This window comes from Flavonifractor plautii ATCC 29863, assembly GCF_000239295.1.
Classification (GTDB): Bacteria; Bacillota; Clostridia; order Oscillospirales; family Oscillospiraceae; genus Flavonifractor; species Flavonifractor plautii.
Genome location: NZ_JH417736.1, coordinates 1 through 18470, shown reverse-complemented (window position 1 = coordinate 18470; position 18470 = coordinate 1). Strand labels below are relative to the sequence as shown.

At 60.9% G+C, this 18470-nt stretch carries 14 protein-coding genes; all 14 read left to right on the top strand.

Annotated elements, in window-relative coordinates; translation table 11 throughout:
- Positions 1-180: 180 nt before the first annotated feature.
- The 14 genes from HMPREF0372_RS07780 (at position 181) to HMPREF0372_RS07715 (ending at position 18334) form a co-directional block, all read left to right on the top strand.
- Positions 181-1296: an iron-containing alcohol dehydrogenase family protein gene (locus HMPREF0372_RS07780; RefSeq protein ID WP_007490506.1), complete on the top strand. Its 1116-nt coding sequence runs from the start codon at positions 181-183 to the stop codon at positions 1294-1296.
- Between the two features lie 17 nt (positions 1297-1313).
- A complete protein-coding gene (locus HMPREF0372_RS07775) occupies positions 1314-2054 on the top strand; it encodes an HpcH/HpaI aldolase family protein (RefSeq protein ID WP_007490504.1) in 741 nt (246 codons plus the stop codon).
- Positions 2055-2111: 57 nt separating this feature from the next.
- Positions 2112-3266: a mannonate dehydratase gene (locus HMPREF0372_RS07770; RefSeq protein WP_007490502.1), complete on the top strand. Its 1155-nt coding sequence runs from the start codon at positions 2112-2114 to the stop codon at positions 3264-3266.
- Entirely contained in the window at positions 3263-4852 is a 1590-nt protein-coding gene (locus HMPREF0372_RS07765; RefSeq protein ID WP_007490500.1) for an acyl CoA:acetate/3-ketoacid CoA transferase, read from the top strand. Before HMPREF0372_RS07770 ends, HMPREF0372_RS07765 begins: the two co-directional genes overlap by 4 nt.
- A gap of 13 nt (positions 4853-4865) precedes the next feature.
- Positions 4866-5339: a MaoC family dehydratase gene (locus tag HMPREF0372_RS07760; RefSeq protein ID WP_007490498.1), complete on the top strand. Its 474-nt coding sequence runs from the start codon at positions 4866-4868 to the stop codon at positions 5337-5339.
- Positions 5340-5541: 202 nt separating this feature from the next.
- Positions 5542-6027: a tripartite tricarboxylate transporter TctB family protein gene (locus HMPREF0372_RS07755; RefSeq protein WP_007490496.1), complete on the top strand. Its 486-nt coding sequence runs from the start codon at positions 5542-5544 to the stop codon at positions 6025-6027.
- 15 nt (positions 6028-6042) lie between these two features.
- A complete protein-coding gene (locus HMPREF0372_RS07750) occupies positions 6043-7560 on the top strand; it encodes a tripartite tricarboxylate transporter permease (RefSeq protein ID WP_007490494.1) in 1518 nt (505 codons plus the stop codon).
- Positions 7561-7604: 44 nt separating this feature from the next.
- On the top strand, positions 7605-8624 hold the full coding sequence (locus HMPREF0372_RS07745) for a tripartite tricarboxylate transporter substrate binding protein (RefSeq protein ID WP_007490492.1): 1020 nt from the start codon (positions 7605-7607) through the stop codon (positions 8622-8624).
- 80 nt (positions 8625-8704) lie between these two features.
- The gene (locus HMPREF0372_RS07740) at positions 8705-10234 is read left to right on the top strand and encodes a UxaA family hydrolase (protein WP_007490490.1); all 1530 of its coding nucleotides are present in this window, start codon (positions 8705-8707) and stop codon (positions 10232-10234) included.
- Positions 10235-10246: 12 nt separating this feature from the next.
- The gene (ilvD, locus tag HMPREF0372_RS07735) at positions 10247-11947 is read left to right on the top strand and encodes a dihydroxy-acid dehydratase (protein ID WP_007490488.1); all 1701 of its coding nucleotides are present in this window, start codon (positions 10247-10249) and stop codon (positions 11945-11947) included.
- A 296-nt stretch (positions 11948-12243) separates the two neighbouring features.
- Positions 12244-13641 (top strand): sigma-54 interaction domain-containing protein, encoded by a 1398-nt coding sequence (locus HMPREF0372_RS07730; RefSeq protein WP_024723611.1) that lies wholly within the window; start codon positions 12244-12246, stop codon positions 13639-13641.
- 279 nt (positions 13642-13920) lie between these two features.
- Positions 13921-15438 carry a Na+/H+ antiporter NhaC family protein gene (locus tag HMPREF0372_RS07725; RefSeq protein WP_007490481.1) on the top strand — a complete coding sequence of 506 codons (1518 nt, stop codon included), beginning with the start codon at positions 13921-13923 and terminating at the stop codon, positions 15436-15438.
- A 32-nt stretch (positions 15439-15470) separates the two neighbouring features.
- Positions 15471-16976: an argininosuccinate lyase gene (argH, locus tag HMPREF0372_RS07720; RefSeq protein ID WP_007490479.1), complete on the top strand. Its 1506-nt coding sequence runs from the start codon at positions 15471-15473 to the stop codon at positions 16974-16976.
- Positions 16973-18334, top strand: coding sequence for an MmgE/PrpD family protein (locus HMPREF0372_RS07715; RefSeq protein ID WP_007490477.1), 1362 nt, complete (start codon positions 16973-16975; stop codon positions 18332-18334). Before argH ends, HMPREF0372_RS07715 begins: the two co-directional genes overlap by 4 nt.
- Positions 18335-18470 lie beyond the last annotated feature (136 nt).

The window sequence follows — 18470 nt, the reverse complement described above, 5'->3', positions numbered from 1 at the left end:
AAGGAGGGAGGCAGCCGCTGCGGCGGACTGGTATAAATCAGTGCCGCAGTCATTCTTTTGGCACAAAACTTTGTGACCGCGACACATTAGGCAGGGTGGGGGGCCGTGCTATACTTGAGGTATGCAGAGGCGAGATAACGGCCGTCAGGCCGTACCGACAAGCAAGGAGGAATTGCTGCCATGTGGAAGTATTACAACCCGGTGGAAGTGGTCTTCGGCACCGGGAAGCTGGATGAGCTGGGACAGCTTATGGCCGAGCGGGGGCTGGACCGGGCGCTGATCGTCTCCGATCCCTTCACCCACCGCAGCGGCGTGGCCGCGCGGCTGAATGAGTGCGCGGGCGGCCGCGTGCTGGACATCATCTCTGAGGTGGAGCCCAATCCCACCTGTGACAACGTGGACGCCTGTGCCCGGCGGGCCAGGGAGCTGGGGGCCCGGGCCATCATCGGCCTGGGCGGCGGCTCCGCCATGGACTGCGCCAAGGCCGCGGCGGCTGCGGCCGCCATGGACTGCACCGGCCTGGAGCTACTGCGGGGGAGGCCCGTCACCGATGCGCTGCCCCTCATTGCCGTGCCAACCACCGCCGGAACCGGCAGCGAGGTGGGCTGGGGCGCGGTGCTCTCCGACCACGCCGCCAACGCCAAAATCGCCATCTTCGGCAGCCCCATGTTCCCCCGGCTGGCCCTGGTGGACCCGGTGCTGACCTACACCGTGCCCCCCGCCGTCACCGCCTCCACCGGCCTGGACGTGATCGCCCACAGCCTGGACGCCATGTGCTCGGTCCGGGCCAACCCGGTGTCCGACGGCCTGGCCGTCCGGGCCGCCAAGCTGGCCTTTGAGAACCTGGAGGCCGCCTTCCGGGACGGCTCCGACGCCGTGGCGCGGGAGCGGATGGCCATGGCCAGCACCATCGCCGGTTATGCCTTCAGCAATACGGGCACCACCGGCAGCCACGCCTGCTCCTACCTGCTGACCGCCAAGTACCATATCCCCCACGGCGAGGCCTGCGCCCTCACCCTGGATGCCTGGTTCCGGAAGGACGCAGCGGTGCGCCCGCTGCTCCACACCCTCAGCCGCATGATGGGCTTCGCCGACGCCAACGCGGCCGCCGACCGGTTGGCCGAGCTGAAGGAGCTCACCGGCATGCGCACCACCCTGACCGCCATGGGCGTGCCCGATACGCAGGAGGCCCTCGACGAGCTGGCGGCCAACGCCGCCGCGTCGGGCAACATGGCAAACGACATCTGCAAGGCCACAAGGGAGGACATCGCGTCCCTCTTTGCGTCCCTGCGCTGAGAAAAGGAGGAACGGATATGGACAACCTGACGCCGTGGAAAGAGGCGTTGAAGGAACGGACGCTGTACGGCTGCTTTGTGACCTACGGCCTGCCGGACATCGCGGAGGTCACGGCCCTGATGGGCTTTGATTTCCTGCTGCTGGACAACGAGCACGGGGTGATCGAGCAGAGCACCCTGGCGGACATGGTGCGGGCCTCCCAGCTGCGGGGGGTGCCCGCGGTGGTGCGGTGCACCATGAAGGAGTACGACCACATCCAGAAGGCCCTGGACTTCGGCGCCAACGGCGTGCAGCTCCCCCTGGTGAACACCGCCGAGGACGCCCGGCGGGTGGTGGAGCTGGCCAACTACGCCCCCCAGGGGCGCCGGGGCACCGCCTACCTCCCCCGCGCCGCCCGGTACGGCATGGTGGAGGACAAGCGGGCCTACCTGAGGCAGGCCAACGACACCAAGCTGGTGTGCTGCCAGGTGGAGACCCGCCAGGCAGTGGAGAACCTGGATGGGATTCTGGAGGTGGACGGGGTGGACGTCTACTTCATCGGCCCCGGCGACCTGGCCGCCTCCTACGGGGAGCCCGCCGGCAGCCCCAAAATGCTGGAGCTGACCGAGCGGATGATCCGCCGTATCGTGGCCGCGGGAAAGACCGCCGGCTACTACGTGGGCACGCCTGAGGCGGCCAGACAGGCCGAGGAGTGGGGGCCCGCTATCTGGTCACCGCGGTCAACCAGTACATGGTGTCCGGCGGCAGGAGCTTCCTGAGCCAGGTACGCGGGGGCGGGGCGGTGGCCGCCTCCTCCGCGTACTGAGGAGGCCCCCATGGAGGACATGCACCTGATTCTCCGCTGGCACGGGGAGAAGGACCCCATCTCCCTGCGCCAGTACGCGCAGATTCCCAACCTGTACGGCATTGTCACCTCCCTCTATCATCTGCCCCTGGGGCAGGTGTGGGACCGGGGGGAGGTGCTGCGCCTGAAGGAGCAGATCGAGGCCCACGGCCTGAAGTTTGAGCTTGTGGACAGCTTCCGCATTCACGAGGACATCAAGCGGGGCTATGCCTCCAGGGACGCCCTCATCGAAAACTACCGGAAAAACATCCGCATGCTGGCGGAGTGCGGCATCCGGATCATCTGCTACAACTTCATGCCGGTCTTTGACTGGACCCGTACCGATCTGGCCCATGTCCTCCCCGACGGCTCGGACTGCCTGAGCTTTGAGAAGGAAAAGGTGCGGGCCGTGGACCCGGAGAGGGGCATTGAGCTGCCCGGCTGGGGGACCAACCACACTCCGGCGGAGCTCCAGGCCCTGCTGCACAGCTACCAGGGCATCGGGGAGGAGGAGCTGTGGGACAACTGCCGCTATTTTCTCCGGGCGGTGCTCCCGGTGGCGGAGGAGTGCGGCGTCAAGCTGGCCCTCCACCCCGACGACCCGCCGCGGCCCATCTTCGGCCTGCCGCGCATCGCCAAGAACGCCGCGGACTACCGGCGTATCCTCTTCACCGCCGACCTGGACAGCCCCAGCAACACCATCACCTTCTGCTGCGGCTCCCTGGGCTCCGGCGCGGACAACGATCTGCCCGCCATGATCCGGGAATTCGGTCCCAGGGGGAAGCTCCCCTTTGTCCACTTCCGCAACGTCCAGCGGGAGCCTGGGGGCGATTTCTACGAGTCCGGCCACCAGACCGGCTGCGGCAGCAGCGACATGGGGGAGATCATGCGGGCCCTGTGTGATATGGGGCGCCCCTTCTGTCTCCGCCCTGATCACGGCCGCCGCATCTGGGACGAGGCGTGGAGCATTAGAGAGGTGACGGACGCCGACGGTACCCAGCGGGTAGAGCACCGGCCGGACGGCTGGAACGGCGTCAAGCCTGCGGCGGGCTACGGCCTGTTTGACCGGGCCCTGGGGGCGGCCTACGCCCAGGGGCTCTATGAGGGCATCCGCAGGGAGCGGGCCGCCCAATTGACAAAGGAGTGAGTACATTGCGTAAAGTGATTTCCCGGCAGGAGGCCGCAGCCCTGGTGCAGGACGGAATGACGCTGGGCATGCTGGGCTTCGTGACACTGTCGGTTCCGGAGGAGCTGCTGGTCTCCCTGGAGGAGCGCTTTCTGGCCGAGGGCCACCCAAGGGATCTGAACGTGTTCTACACCTCCGCCATCGGCGACGGCGGGGAACATGGCGCCAACCACCTGGCCCACGCGGGGCTGGTGCGGCGTATGGTGGGCGCCCACGTAGGTCTGGCTCCCAAGCTCAACCCTCTGATCACCGGCAACCAGATCGAGACCTTTTGCGCCCCTCAGGGGGTGCTGGTTCATATGTGCCGGGCCATGGCGGGGCACAAGTGCGGCGTCATTACCCACGTGGGCCTCAAGACCTTCTGCGACCCGGAGGTGGAGGCATGCTGCTTCAACGACGCGGCCAGGAAAGCCCACACTGAGGGCCGAGGCATCGTCCAGAGCATTGAGATCGACGGCCGCCGGCTGCTCCACTACAAGCTGACGCCCCCCGATGTGTGCTTCATCAAGGCCACCTACGGCGACAGCCGAGGCAATCTGTCCATGGAGAAGGAAGGGCTGTTTCTGGAGCAGTTAGAGATGGCCCTTGCTACCAAGAACAACGGCGGAACCGTCATCGCCCAGGTGGATACCCTGGTGGAGGACAACACCCTGGACCCCCGCAGCGTGAAGGTCCACGGCTGCTTCGTGGACTATGTGGTGGTGGGGCGGCCGGAGTACAGCCGCCAGCACTACTTCGACGCCATCCCCTACCATCCGGAGTGGACCGGCGAGGTCAGGGTGCCCATGGGTGCCCTGGAGCCAATGGAGCTGGGCATCCGCAAGATTATCGCCCGACGGGGCGCCATGGAGCTGCGGAGGGAGTGCCTGGTAAACCTGGGCTTCGGCATGCCCGACGGTGTGGCCTCCGTGGCCGGCGAGGAGGGGGTGGCCGGCGAGATGACCCTGTCCATCGAGTCGGGCACACTGGGCGGCGTGCCAGCCCCCGGCAACGGCTGCGGCGCCTCCGCCGACGTGGAGGCCATTGTCAAGCACACCGAGATTTTCGACGGCTATGACGGTGGCAGCATCGACATCGCCTATCTGGGCGCGGCCCAGATCGACCGCCACGGCAATGTAAACGTGTCCAAGTTCGCCGGGCGGATGACCGGCCCCGGCGGCTTCATCAACATCACGCAGAACGCCAAGAAAATCTGCTTTATGGGCACCTTCTCCTCGGTGAAGGACACCGATATCCGCCTGGAAAACGGACGGCTGAACATCGTCAAGGACTCCAATGTGGTCAAGTTTGTCCCGGAGGTAGAGCAGATCACCTTCTCCGGCGATTACGCGCGGGAGACCGGCCAGGAGGTGCTCTACATTACGGCGCGGGCGGTATTCCGCCTGACCGACCAAGGCCTGACCCTCGTGGAGGTGGCCCCCGGCGCGGAGCTGGAGCGGGACATCTATCCACTGATGGGCTTCCGGCCTGCTGTGGCTGCCGATCTGAAAGAGATGGATCCGCGAATTTTTCGCCCGGAAAAAATGGGGCTTGTGCTCCAGGATTGAGAGGGAAAACACGATGAACAGCTTTACTCTGGATGAAATCTATGTGGGGCAGAAGGCGTCGGTCACCAAGACCATCACCAGGGGCGACATCTACGCCTTTGCCGGCCTGGTGGACGACTACAGCCCCGTCCACATCGACAAGGCGTTCGGCGAGCAGAGCCCCTTCGGCCGGTGCATCGCCCACGGCTTCCTGTCCGGCGCCCTGTTCAGCACCCTGGCGGGCAATTACCTGCCAGGCGCAGGCAGCCTCTATGTGCGCCAGAGCCTGAACTTTCTCAGGCCGGTCTACGCGGGGGACACCATCACCGCCACCTTTGAGGTGGTCAAAAAGGGCGAGGAGGTCACCAAACCCGACGGCACGGTAAAGTTCAGCCCCGGCCGCATCGTTATGAAGGCCACCGCCGTCAATCAGAGGGGCGAGGTGGTGGTGGAGGGCGAGGCATGCTCTATGGCTGCCCGGGAAAAGGTGGATTGCAGCCGGTTCTGAATCCGGGGGACTAGCGCAATAGTGCCCAAAGAGGTGCGCGCCCTTATGTGCTGTATTTGTGGAAATGTATTAAAGACATAAGATAGCGCCTGATTCTTGTGTTGCCGTCACAGTGCACATACGGTGTGCCCGTGTATAATAAAGTTATCCGGATGAGACAGCAACTGTGGAACGACAAACAGAGAAATGAGGGATCAAAGCAATGTTCTTGAAAAAGTTCGGGGATCTGGCTGCGGGCGTATTCTTCCTGATTCTTTCCATCGCCCTCTTCCTGGCGGCCAGCGCACTGCCGCCCAGCCTGATGGGGGGACTTGGCTCCGACTTCATGCCGAAGGTTCTGGCCATCATTACCTGCATCCTCTCCTTCTTTCAAATCCGTGCCGGATTCCGCACCATGCGAAGCTTCCAGCCGAATGAAGGAGCGGAGGAGGAGAAGCCGGAGTACCTGCGGGTGCTGGCCACCATCGCGGCATTCACCGTATATGTGTTTGTCATTGAGCCGGCGGGCTTCCTCCTCAGCTCCATCGTGTATCTGTTTGCACAGATCACTATCCTGGCGCCCAAAGAGAAGCGGGGCATCAAAGGGATCATCCTGTTCGCGGTGATCGCCGTCGTGGTGTGCGTCGCGGTTTACTTTATCTTCCGGTTCGGTCTGAATGTCATGCTGCCCGCCGGCATACTGGGTTAAAAGGAGGCGCAACTGATGGAAACCTTATCCCTGATTGGAAACGCATTTGCCGGGATGATGAACCCCATGTCCATTCTGCTGCTGATCGTCGGTGTCGCGGTGGGCATTGTGTTCGGCTCCATCCCAGGCCTGTCCGCCGCCATGGCGGTGGCCCTCTTCCTGCCGGTCACCTTCGCCATGCAGGCCCATGAGGCGTTCACCCTACTCGTGGCGCTCTACATCGGCGGGATCTCCGGCGGCCTGATCTCTGCCATCCTCATCAACATCCCCGGCACCTCCTCCTCCATCGCCACCTGCTTCGATGGCTCCCCCATGGCCAAAAAGGGTGAGGCGGGCAAGGCTCTGGGTACCGGAGTGGTATTCTCCTTCCTGGGCGGCCTGTTCTCCTTCCTGGTGCTTATGTTCGTGGCCCCTTCCGTGGCGCAGATTACCCTGAAGTTTTCCGCCATCGAGTACTTCGGCGTGTGCCTCTTTGCCCTCTCTATGATCGCCGCCCTGGCGGGCACCAGCATGATCAAGGGACTGCTCTCCGGCTGCCTGGGCCTGATCATTGCCTTGGTGGGTATGGCGCCCATTGATGGAACCAAGCGATTCACCTTCGGTATCAACGAACTGTCCTCCGGCTTTGACATCCTGCCTACCCTGATCGGCATCTTTGCCATTGCGGAGGTGCTGGCCTACGCTGAAGAGGTCAAAAAGATGGGAAAGGCCACTCAGATCAAGCAGAGCTTTAAAATCAAGGGCTTCGGATTCACCTGGAAGGAGTTCGTGGGGCAGAAGTGGAACGCACTGCGCTCCGCCCTCATCGGTACCGGCATCGGTATCCTGCCCGGCATCGGGGGCTCCACCGCCGGTATTCTCTCCTGGATGACCGCCAAAAAGACCTCCAAGCACCCGGAGAAGTACGGCACTGGGATCATGGACGGCGTGGTGGCCTCCGAGACCTCCAACAACGCAGTCATCGGCGGCGCCCTCATCCCCCTGCTGACCCTGGGCATCCCCGGCGACGGTGTGACGGCCATGCTGCTGGGGGCCTTTATGATCCACGGCCTCACCCCCGGACCCCTGCTCTTTGTGGAGTCCGCAGACCTCATCTACACCATCTTCATCGCCTGCATTCTGGCCAACGTGGTCATGCTGGTGCTTGAGCTGGGCGGCATGCGGATTTTTGTCCGTCTGCTGAGTATCCCAAAGTACATCCTGCTCCCTGTGGTGCTGGTGCTGTGTACCGTGGGCGCCTTCGCCACCAACAACCGTATCTTTGATGCCCAGTCCATCGTGATCTTCGGCGTGCTGGGCTACCTGATGAGCAAGTTTAAGATCCCCGTGGCTCCTTTCATCCTCAGCTTCATTCTGTGCGACCTGCTGGAGACCAACCTGCGCCGGGGCCTGATGCTGACCCAGAACGACTTTTTGGCTTTCTTCACCCACCCCATCGCCGCTGTGTTTATGGTGGCCGCGGTGCTGTTCGTGGTGTGGACGGTAATCAAGCAGGTGCGCAACCGCAAAAAGGAGACTGCGGGTGCGGCTTGAGCCCATTGAGATCGAAATCAATATTCACTAAGGAGGATTTTCCCATGAAAAAGAGACTGCTTGCCCTTATCACTGGAGCCGCTCTGGTTGGAACCCTGCTGGCCGGCTGCGGCAGCACCAGCGAGAACACCGAATCCCCTGATGCCGCCGGTAATACAGGCTCCGCCTCAGGCGGAGGGTGGCCCTCCGGCCCGGTATCCATTGTTGTCCCTGCCAGCGCCGGGGGCGGTACCGATCTGCTGGCCCGTGTTCTGGCCGAGAAACTGACGGCCAAGTTGGGACAGTCCTTTGTGGTGGTCAATGTCACCGGCGCCGGCGGCTCCAGCGGCATCAACCAGGTTCATGAGGCCGCCCCAGACGGCAACACCATCCTCTTCTTCCACAATGCCCTGCTGATCAACAATGTCACCGGCGTGTCCGACTACTCCTACGAGGGCTTCGCTGTGGGGCCCCACGTGGTCACCGACAATGCCACTGGATTCTATGTCAGCGCCGACGCCCCCTACAGCACCTATCCGGAGCTGATTGATTACTGCAAGGAGCACCCCGGAGAGGTCACCATGGGCGTCGAGGTGGGCGGCTTTACCTACATGATGGTCAAGTCCTTTGAGGCGGCCACCGGCGTGCAGTTTAACCTGGTAGATGTGGGCTCCAACTCCGACAAGTGCACCGCGCTGCTGGGCGGCCATATCGATATCATGCCCAACCAGTACTCTACGGCCAAGGGCTATATCGAGTCCGGTGACTTTGTGGCCCTGGGCTTCCCGGCCGAGGAGCGCAGCGCAGTCTATCCCGACGTGCCCACAGCCAAGGAACAGGGCGTGGATTGGCTCTACAATGGATATGAATTCGGCTTCTTCCTGCCCAAGGACACCCCCAAGGACATTCAGGACACCTTTGATACCGCAGTGGCAGAGCTGATGGAGGACGAAGAGGTGCAGCAGGCCATCCTGGATCTGGGCAACGAGCCTACCTACCTGTCCCCGGCCGACTACGAGAGCCAGCTGGCGGATATCCAGACTGAGTATGAGGATCTGTGGGCCGCGGCCAACGCGGCAGCCTGAGCCCCTCTCCCACAAGAACACATGGACTGCCTCGCCCGTGGGCGGGGCAGTCCCATCCGATTGTAAAAGAGGTATGCGGTATGAAACGGGAGATTTCTCCTTTTATTCGCCTGAACCAGAAGGACAATGTGGTGGTGGCCCGCCGGGACGTGCCCGCCGGCATGGCAGTGGAGAGCGAGGGCTTTACCACCCGTACCGAGGTGCCCGCGGGCTACAAGGCTGCGGCCAGGGACATCCGGAAGGGGGAGCCGATTCTCAAGTATAACACCTGCATCGGCTTTGCAGCGGAGGACACCCCCGCCGGCACCATGATGCACAGCCACAACATTGTCTTTGAGCACGTGGATCTGGATTACGCCTTCAGCCGGGACTATCACCCCACCGAGCTCCTGCCTCCGGAGCAGCGGGCCACCTTCCAGGGCTTCGTCCGCCCCGACGGCCGGGTGGCCACCCGCAACTACATCGGCATTCTGGTGGCCAGCAACTGCGCCGCCACCGTGGCCCGGAAGATCGCCAACCACTTCACCCCGGAGCGTCTGGCCGCCTACCCCAACGTCAGCGGAGTGGTGCCCTTCGTCACCGGCCTGGGCTGCGGCATGGAGATGACCGGTCCCTTCATGGATCTGCTCCGCCGCACCATCATGGGCTATGCCACCAACCCCAATCTGGGCGCGGCCATCGTGACGGCCCTGGGCTGTGAGCGCAACAACATCGACGGCATGTTTGAGCACGCCGGTCTCCAGGAGAGTGAGACCCTCCAGAAGCTGGTGATCCAGGACGTGGGCGGCACCGCCAAGGCCGTGGAGGAGGGCATCCGCAGGGTGGAGCAGCTGCTGCCCGTGGTCAACGCCTGCCGGCGGCAGACCGTCTCCGCCGAGCACCTGGTGCTGGCCCTGGAGTGCGGCGGCAGCGATGGCTTCTCCGGCCTGTCCGCCAACCCCGCCCTGGGCCGGGCGGTGGACCTGCTGGTGAAAAACGGCGGCACCGCCATCCTCTCCGAGACCACTGAGATCTTCGGCGTGGAGCACACCCTCACCCGCCGGGCCCGTACGCCGGAGGTGGGGCAGAAGCTGGTGGATCACATCAACTGGTGGCTGAAGTACAACGAGGGCAAGGACTGCCAGATCAACGGCCGTGTCAGCCCGGGCAACAACAAGGGCGGCCTGGCCAATGTGCTGGAGAAATCCCTGGGCGGCGCCAAGAAGGGGGGCGAGACCGCCCTGAACGAGGTGTACGACTACGCCGAAAAGGTCACCGAGCACGGCCTGGTCTTTATGAATACCCCCGGCTACGACCCTGTGGCCACCACCGGCCAGGTGGCTGGCGGCGCCACCATGGTGGCCTTCACCACCGGCCGCGGCTCCTGCTTCGGCGGTGTGCCCTCCCCCGTGCTCAAGCTGGCCAGCAACACCCCCATGTACCAGCGGATGGAGGGGGACATGGATATCAACTGCGGGGTCATCATCGACGGTGAAAAGGATCTGGACGAGATGGGGCAGCTCATCTTTGAGCGTATCCTCCAAGTGGCCTCCGGCGATAGGAGCAAGAGCGAACTGCTGGGCGTGGGTGAAAACGAGTTTGTGCCCTGGCCCATCGGCGTGCTGGCTTAATGGGAGGCGGATATGGATTGTGACTGGGACTTTCAGCTCAAGAACCCCGGCCTGGCCAGCAGTGAGCTGACCAACGGCGTGGCCCGCACCGGCCAACGGGCCCTGCTCTACGCCACCGGCATGGACGAGGAGGACATGAAAAAGCCCTTTGTGGCGGTGATCAACTCCTTCAGCGAGATGGTTCCCGGCCACATGCACATGCGGGAACTGGCCGAGCAGGTGAAATACGGCATCCTGGAGGGGGGCGGCATCCCCCGCGAAACCGGCACCATCGCCATCTGCGACGGCCTGTGCCAGGGCCACTGCGGTATGCGCTACCCTCTGCCCAGCCGGGATCTCATCGCCGACTCCATCGAAATGGTGGTGCAGGCCCACCACTTTGACGCCATGGTGCTCATCCCCGGCTGCGACAAGATCATACCCGGCATGCTCATGGCCGCCGCCCGGCTGGACATCCCCGCCATCGTGGTCACCGGCGGCCCCATGCTGCCCGGCAACGTGGGCGGCAACCCTCTGTTTTGCTCCAGTGAGCTGCGGGAATTCCCCGGCCGGGTGGAGCAGGGGAGCTGTACCGTGGAAGAGATGAAGAAGGCCGAGGAGGCCGCCCTGCCCACCGTGGGAAGCTGCGCCCACCTGGGTACCGCCAACTCCATGTGTATGCTCACAGAGGTGCTGGGCATGTCCCTGCCCGGCTGCGGCACCGCTCCGGCGGTGTCCAACCGCCGCAAGCGCATCGCCAAGCAGTCCGGCCGGCAGGTCATGGAGCTGCTGCGCCGGGGCATCACCCCCCGGCAAATCCTCACGCGGGAGGCTTTGCTCAACGGCGTGGCGGGGGCCATGGCCACCGGCTCCTCCACCAATCTGGTGCTCCACCTGCTGGCCATCGCTCACGAGGCCGGCGTGGAGCTGACACTGGACGACTTCGACCGCATCAGCCGGGAGGTGCCCTTCGTATGTAACCTCCAGCCCTCCGGCAAATACCCCATCGTCTCCATGGACGCCTGCGGCGGCATTCCGGCGGTGCTGAAAAACGTGGAGCCCAAGCTCCACCGGGACGTGATGACCGTCGCAGGAAAGACCCTGGGTCAGATGCTGGACGCCGTGGAGCCTGTGGAGAACGACGTGATCCGCACCATGGAGCACCCCCAGAAGCCGGAGGGCGGCATTGCCGTGCTCTGCGGAAGCCTGGCCCCCGACGGGGCTGTGGTAAAGCAGTCGGGTGTCAAGCCCTCCATGTACCGGTTCTCCGGCCGGGCGCGGGTGTTCAATTCCATGGAGGAGGCGGACGCGGCGGTGAGCGCCGGGACCATTGAGAAGGGCACCGTCCTGGTCATCCGGTATGAGGGCCCCAAGGGGGGGCCCGGCATGCGGGAGATGCTCTCCACCACCGCCCTCATCATGGGCCGGGGTATGGACGAGGACTGCGCCTTGGTCACCGACGGGCGCTTCTCCGGCGCCACACATGGCCCCTGCATCGGGCATATCTCCCCGGAGGCGGCCGCTGGCGGCCCCATCGCCCTGGTGGAGGACGGCGATGAAATTTTCATTGACATCGCGGCCCGCCGCCTTGAGCTGAAGGTCTCCCCGGAGGAGCTTGAGCGCCGCCGGGCCGTCTGGAAGCCTCTGGTCAAGCCACGCGGCCCGGCTCTGGCCAAATACGCCGCCCACGTCAGCTCTGCGGACCGCGGCGCCATTATCGAGCTGGAGAAATAGCGCCTGTCAGTGAGTGGGTTTTCGTTGAGACCAGAACCCCGCCGGAATCCTTGGGTTCCGGCGGGGTTTCTTTTCCTTTTCAGATTCCCACATATGCGCGACGCATCCGGAGTCCAAAAGCGCCTCCGCGGCCAACCATACCGGTACTTGTATGGTCTCATGGCTGACATACCATCGGTGGAATAGGTAAAGTTGACAGAAGTGCAGGCGTGAGGCTTGCCGCTGTGTTGGGTCTATGCTATGATAGCGGGAAAGGAGCAGAACTGTTTATTTGCAAAGCAGAGGAGGCTGAAGGCGTGGACACCAAGGAAATCGCCATGCGATGGCTGAGTGAAAATTTGAACTATGTGGATTCTGTCACCGTCATTGACAGCACGGGGAGAATTATTGCAAAGCAGAGGTTTAATCCACGCTATACGGATGAAGAGAATCTGGCTCATAATCAGTGGGCGCTGGGCAAGAACTTGCTGGAGCTCTTCCCCTCTTTAAGTCCGGAAGACAGCACGCTGCTGCAGGTTCTTCATACCGGAAAAATTATATACATTGAAAATCAGGAGGCATGGAATCTCCAGGGCAGGAAAACGGTATGCAACAATCTGAATTTTCCGATTATTTTTCGGGGCAAAATTGTAGGTGCCGTGGAAATTTCACGAGACATCACACATATTGACAATCGTATTCACCCCGTACCGCCCAGTCAGACTCCGCCTGCCCCCCGCAGTGCCGCGGCCCGCTACAGCTTGACCGATATCATAACCCAAAATTCAGGGATGCTCCGTTTAAAGGAGACGATTGGAAAGGTAGCCAACAGCACATCCTCTGTATTGATTTGTGGAGAGACGGGAACCGGCAAGGAGTTGGTAGCGTCCTCGCTCCACAATGCCAGCTATCGGAAGGCCAAGCCTTTTGTGGCGGTAAACTGCGCCGCTCTGCCCGAGAGTATTTTGGAAGGACTGCTTTTTGGCTCCCGGAAGGGGGCCTTTACCGGGGCGGAAAACCGAAAAGGCCTTTTTCAGGAGGCGGATGGGGGAACTCTGTATTTGGACGAGATTAACTCCATGCCGCTCAATCTCCAGGCAAAGCTGCTGAGAGTGCTTCAGGAAAAACAGGTCATGCCGTTGGGAAGTACACAGCCTATTGCGGTTGACGTTCGTATCGTCTCCTCCTCCAACTGTCCACCCGATGAGTTGGTGCGGAATGGAGAATTGCGTCCCGATCTGCTGTATCGCCTCAACACCGTGACATTGGCGATTCCACCCCTGAACCAGCGGCCGGACGATATCCCGTTGCTATCCGAGTATTTCCTTTATAAGTACAGCAGGGTGTTAGGCCGGCCGGTCCCCCAGATGGCCCAGGAGACGATTCTTTTTCTGAGCAATTGCAGATGGCACGGCAATGTGCGGGAGTTGGAGCATGCCATTGAAGCGGCACTCAATGTTTTGGGAGAGGGAAGCGTGCTCTCTCTGGAGCACCTGCCCGCTTATTTGACCATGAGGGAGCCTCCGGAAATTCATCAGAAGAATACGGAGCCAACGCTTTCACTGCCGGAAACTATGGGCTTGTATGAGAAAAAACTGATTTTGCAGGCATTGATGTCCTGTGGCGGCAAAATTGTGGAGGCGGCGGCACTTCTGCAGATCCCGAGAACCACGCTGCAGTATAAGATTCGTAAGTATGGGTTAATGATTGAATGACAAAAAATTGTCATTTAAGACGAATAATTGTCAATAAGGCGACGTTGAACCGTATACAACCTATGATTGAGAGCGACAGGCGACGAAAATTCGTCGCCTGTCGCTCTTATAACATTGATTTTTTGCTTCCCTGTGATCTTAATATGAGAAAGATGCTGTTAATTTCCCTGATAATGTAAATTTATTTGGCACACGGTTTGCACTATTAAAAGAAAGAAGGAGGTAACCCGGTGCATTATGGAAGACTGAACCATCATACGTGAAGAATAGGAGGTTCTTATGGAAGAAGTCATCAACTATGGCTGGCTGTCTCTCATTCCGGCTGTTGTAGCAGTCGTGCTGGCCTTTGCCACCCGCAACGTAGTGCTCTCCCTGGCAATCAGCCTGTTCCTCGGCATCATGATCCAAGTGGGCGCCAACCCCTGGCTCTCCCTGCAGCACCTGTTCAGCGACTATCTGTTTGTCGATCTGGCGACAGACAACAATCCCCAGACGATCGTAATGATGGCGACCGTGGGCGGCTTTGTAGCCCTGATCGAGAAATCCGGCGGGGCACGGGCATTTGCAAAGGCCGTGGCAAACAGCGTCAACAGCAAAGTAAAAGCGCAGCTGGCGGCCTGGCTGGGCGGGCTGGTCATCTTCTTTTCCGACTCTGGCAACAGCCTCATTCTGGGGCCCATGTTCCGCCCCATCTTTGACCGTCTCAAGGCATCCAGGGCAAAGCTGTCCTATATTTTGGACTCCACCTCCTCACCAGTCTGTATTCTGATTCCCATCACCGGCTGGGGCGTCTATATCATGAGCATTATTGCGACCGAGTTTGAAACGCTCGGCATCAACGGCTCTGACGCCTCCACCTTCATGGCGGCGATTCCCTATCAATTTTACTCCATTCTCGCACTCTTCCTGATTCCAATTGTGGCGTTTGGCAGACACGACTTTGGATTCATGGCCAAGGCGGAGGAGCAGGCGCGTCTGGGACTGCCGCAGAACATCTCGGACGACGAGGCCATCCTGGTATCCGATGACAAGAAGGTGTCTCCCTGGAATATGATCCTGCCCCTGGTGATCCTGTTGGGGACCATCCTAGTGATGTTTGTCAGTTGGGGGTTCCCGTTCCAGAACATTCCCGGCTCCAAAATCCGCATTGCTCTGACCTCCGGTTATCTGCTGGCCTCTATCGTATGTATGATTATGATTACGGCCCAGAAGTTGATGAGCTTTAAGGAAACCTTCGACGTGTTCATCGGCGGTATTCAAAAGATGGGCTCCGTCCTGGTCGTCGTGGTCCTGGCCTGGGGCGTGGGCTCTGTCTGCAAGGATCTTGGAACCTCTCAGTTTATTGTGGATTCCACGCTGGGGCTGATCACTCCGCATGTGGTACCCGCCCTGCTGTTCCTGGTGGGCGTCATTATCTCCTTTGCCACAGGTACTTCGTGGGGGGCCATGGCGATCCTGCTTCCGATCGGCATCAATATGGCCGTCGGTTTTGGGGTGTCCATCCCCATGACAATTGGCGCGGTGCTGTCCGGCTGCCTGTTTGGCGACCACTGCTCGCCCATTTCCGATACGACGGTGATGTCCGCAATGGCTGCCGGATGTGATCTGCTGGAGCACACCCGTACCCAACTCCCCTATGCGGGAATCGCGGCGCTGGCCAGCTTTGTGGCCTACCTGATTCTGGGCTTCACCAATGCAAATATCTGGATTATGCTGGTGGTCGCCCTGGCTCTGCTGATCGTATTTTACCTCCTCTCCTGCAGGCTGTGGGGAGTGAAGGCCGCGGAGTCCAAGTAACAACGCATGAGAAAAAGGAGTATGATTGCGATATGACAGAAGCGGAGCGCAGCAAATATGACGGCCGGGATATGGTCATTCTGAACCGTCATACGGAGGACACCATTCAGGAGGACAAGCTTTCCTTCCCCATGCAGATGGAAAACCATTTTGCCCACGTCCGCATGCTTTGGGAGCAGGGCATACTGACACACAAGGAGGCCAGAGCCATTTCTGCGGCTCTGCGTAAGCTCCTGGCCGCGGGACCGGATGCTACAGGCCGCCGGCCGGGCCTAACGGATCTCTTCTCCAATCTGGAGGAATGGCTGATTGAGGAACTGGGGATAGAAGTAGGCGGAAAGTTCCACACCGGCCGTTCCCGCAATGATATGAACTTGACCATTGAACGCATGTATACCAGAAAGACACTGCTGGATATGTGTGAAGCGGTTTCCTTCCTGATGGATACCCTGCTCCGAAAGGCAGAGGAGCACAAAAATACCATTATACCGGGCTATACACACCACTCACAGCATGCGCAGCCGGTTACACTTGGGCACTTCTATCTGAGTGCGTTCGAAAACTTTGCCCGCGATCTGGAGCGCCTGCTGGCAGCCTACGACCACACCAACCTGAGCCCTATGGGGGGCGCGGCCATCGCCACGACTGGTTTTCCCATCAACCGGGAGCGGGTTGCCGAGCTGCTGGGCTTTGACGGCCTGCTTCTGAACTCTATGAACGCCACGTCCAGCCTGGATTTCGCCTATGAGGCGGCCAGCGCCATGTGTATTTTTATCCAGAATGTGGGCCGAATGGCGGAGAGCCTGCTGTTGTGGAACATGGGAGAGGTGGGCATCTCGCGCCTGAATTTGAAGTACTGCTCCTACAGCACCATCATGCCCCAAAAACGCAACCCCGTGGCCCTGGAAACACTTCGCTATTCCGGGGAATGGAGCTATGGCGCCCTGAGTACGATGTTCAACACCATGAAAGCCTATACGCCAGGCAATGGGCGGGAGCCCGGCTTTGTGGTCAGCCTGTACTATGAAATCGCGCAGAGAGTTATGGACAGCGCCTATCTCCTGGAGGGGATTGTACGCACTTTGGAGGTGGATCGGGAGCGCGCTTTGGATATGACCCGCAAAGGCTTTTCCACCATGACCGAGCTGGCAGACGAGCTGGTACGCAGCCAGGGCCTGTCCTTTGCGGCCGCCAAGAAGCTGGTCGGCAGGCTGGTGCTTCTGGCCCATGAGGAGCATATCCCCTGTGAGGCAATTGGCCGGGACCTCCTGCACCGGGCGGGCCTGGAGGCGCTTGGGGTAGAAGTGGACATGCCGGAGGAACTGCTGCGTGCCGCTCTGGATCCTGTCCAGAATGTGGAACGCCGCAGCCTTATCGGAGGCCCCAGTCCTGCACGTGTGGCTGAAATGATCCAGTGGGGAGGGGGACGGCTGAAGGAGCTGGACAGTCAATGGAAGGCCCGAGGGGATCGACTGAAGCGGGCCTCCAGCCGATTGGAGGAGCTGACCGATGCATTAATTAGGGAGGAGGAGTCATGACGCTGTCAGAAGCCTTTGCACACTTTATTCAACATCCAGTACCGCTGGGCGAGGAGGAGGTCTACCTCTGCACCCGCTCTATTCTGGATACTGTGGGGGCTATGGTCCTTGGCAGCCGTACCGGGGTGGTAGAAAAAGCTGCGCGGGTTATTCCGCGGGCCGGGAAAGCCACTCTGGCGGGGATTGGCGGAGGCTTTTCCGCGCGAGATGCGGCGTTCCTGAACGGTATCAGCGGCCACGAGCTGGAGTTGGATGACACCTCCAGCTCCAATCTGGGGCACCCCACCGTGGCTGTGCTGCCCGCTCTGCTGGCACTGGGGGAAGAATTGAACAGCCCTGGCGAAGAACTGATACGTGCATTCGCCGTAGCCACCGAGGTGGAGTGCAAGCTGGGGCGTCTTTGCGCTCACGCCCTCCACGAGCGGGGATGGCATGCCAGCAGTGTTACCGGTATTGTTGGAGCCGCCGCGGGCGCCGCGTATCTTTTGAAATTGAAGGAAAAGGAACTTGTAAACTGCCTGGGAATTGCCGCCTCCATGGCGGCTGGTGTGCGGGAGAACTTCGGGACGGACACCAAGTCGCTTCATATCGGCAAGGCGGCTGCGGATGGACTTCTGGCGGCCTGTCTGGCCCGGGAAGGCTGTACCGCCTCCTCCTCCGCCCTGGACGGCCGGGAGGGCTACCTCTACGAGTATTCCGGGCTTCGCTTTGACCCGTTTGGTTCAGACTGGTACAAGACCCTGGGAAACCGATACGATGTCTGCACCCCCGGGTTTGCGATTAAACAGTATCCCTCCTGTAGCAGTACCCACCGTGCAGTGGATGCCTTTGTTGATTTGGCGCAAGTACATCATTTTCAACCAGAGGACATCGCCTCCATCCGGGTGGAACTGAGTGCGGCCGCTCTGCGTGAGCTGGTGACGCCCGAACCCAGAACCGGAGATGAGGCCAAGTTCAGCGTTGGGTTTCAGGTGGCCCTCTATTTGAGCGGGTTGGACAACATGCCGGACAATTATACAGAGAAGATTATCTTCCGGCCCGATATCCAACGGATTATAAAAGCCACTCATCTTTGCCATGCGGAGCGGTATGATGCGCTCCCGGTGGATATGGGAGTAGGACCTGCCTTCGTATCCGTCACCCTATTGGATGGCACAGAGTACCATACAGAGCGCATTTATCCCGTGGGACACCGGACAGATCCCATTTCGGATCAGGCGCTGGAGGAGAAATTCCTGCGCTGTACCCGCCCGGTATTGGGTGAGGAGCAGGCGCGTGTGTTATGCAGGACCCTCTGGAAGCTGAAGGATGATGCCGTTACCAATCTCATGCGCCAGACCGTTCCCATTCTCCGATGACCCGAATCCCCCGGCTCGTTCTGGGCCGGGGGATTTGACACATCCCGTATAATCTAAAATGAGCGAATAAGGAAAGGAGAGCCACATATGGACTACCGGATAGAACGGGACTCAATGGGGGAGATGGAGGTCCCTG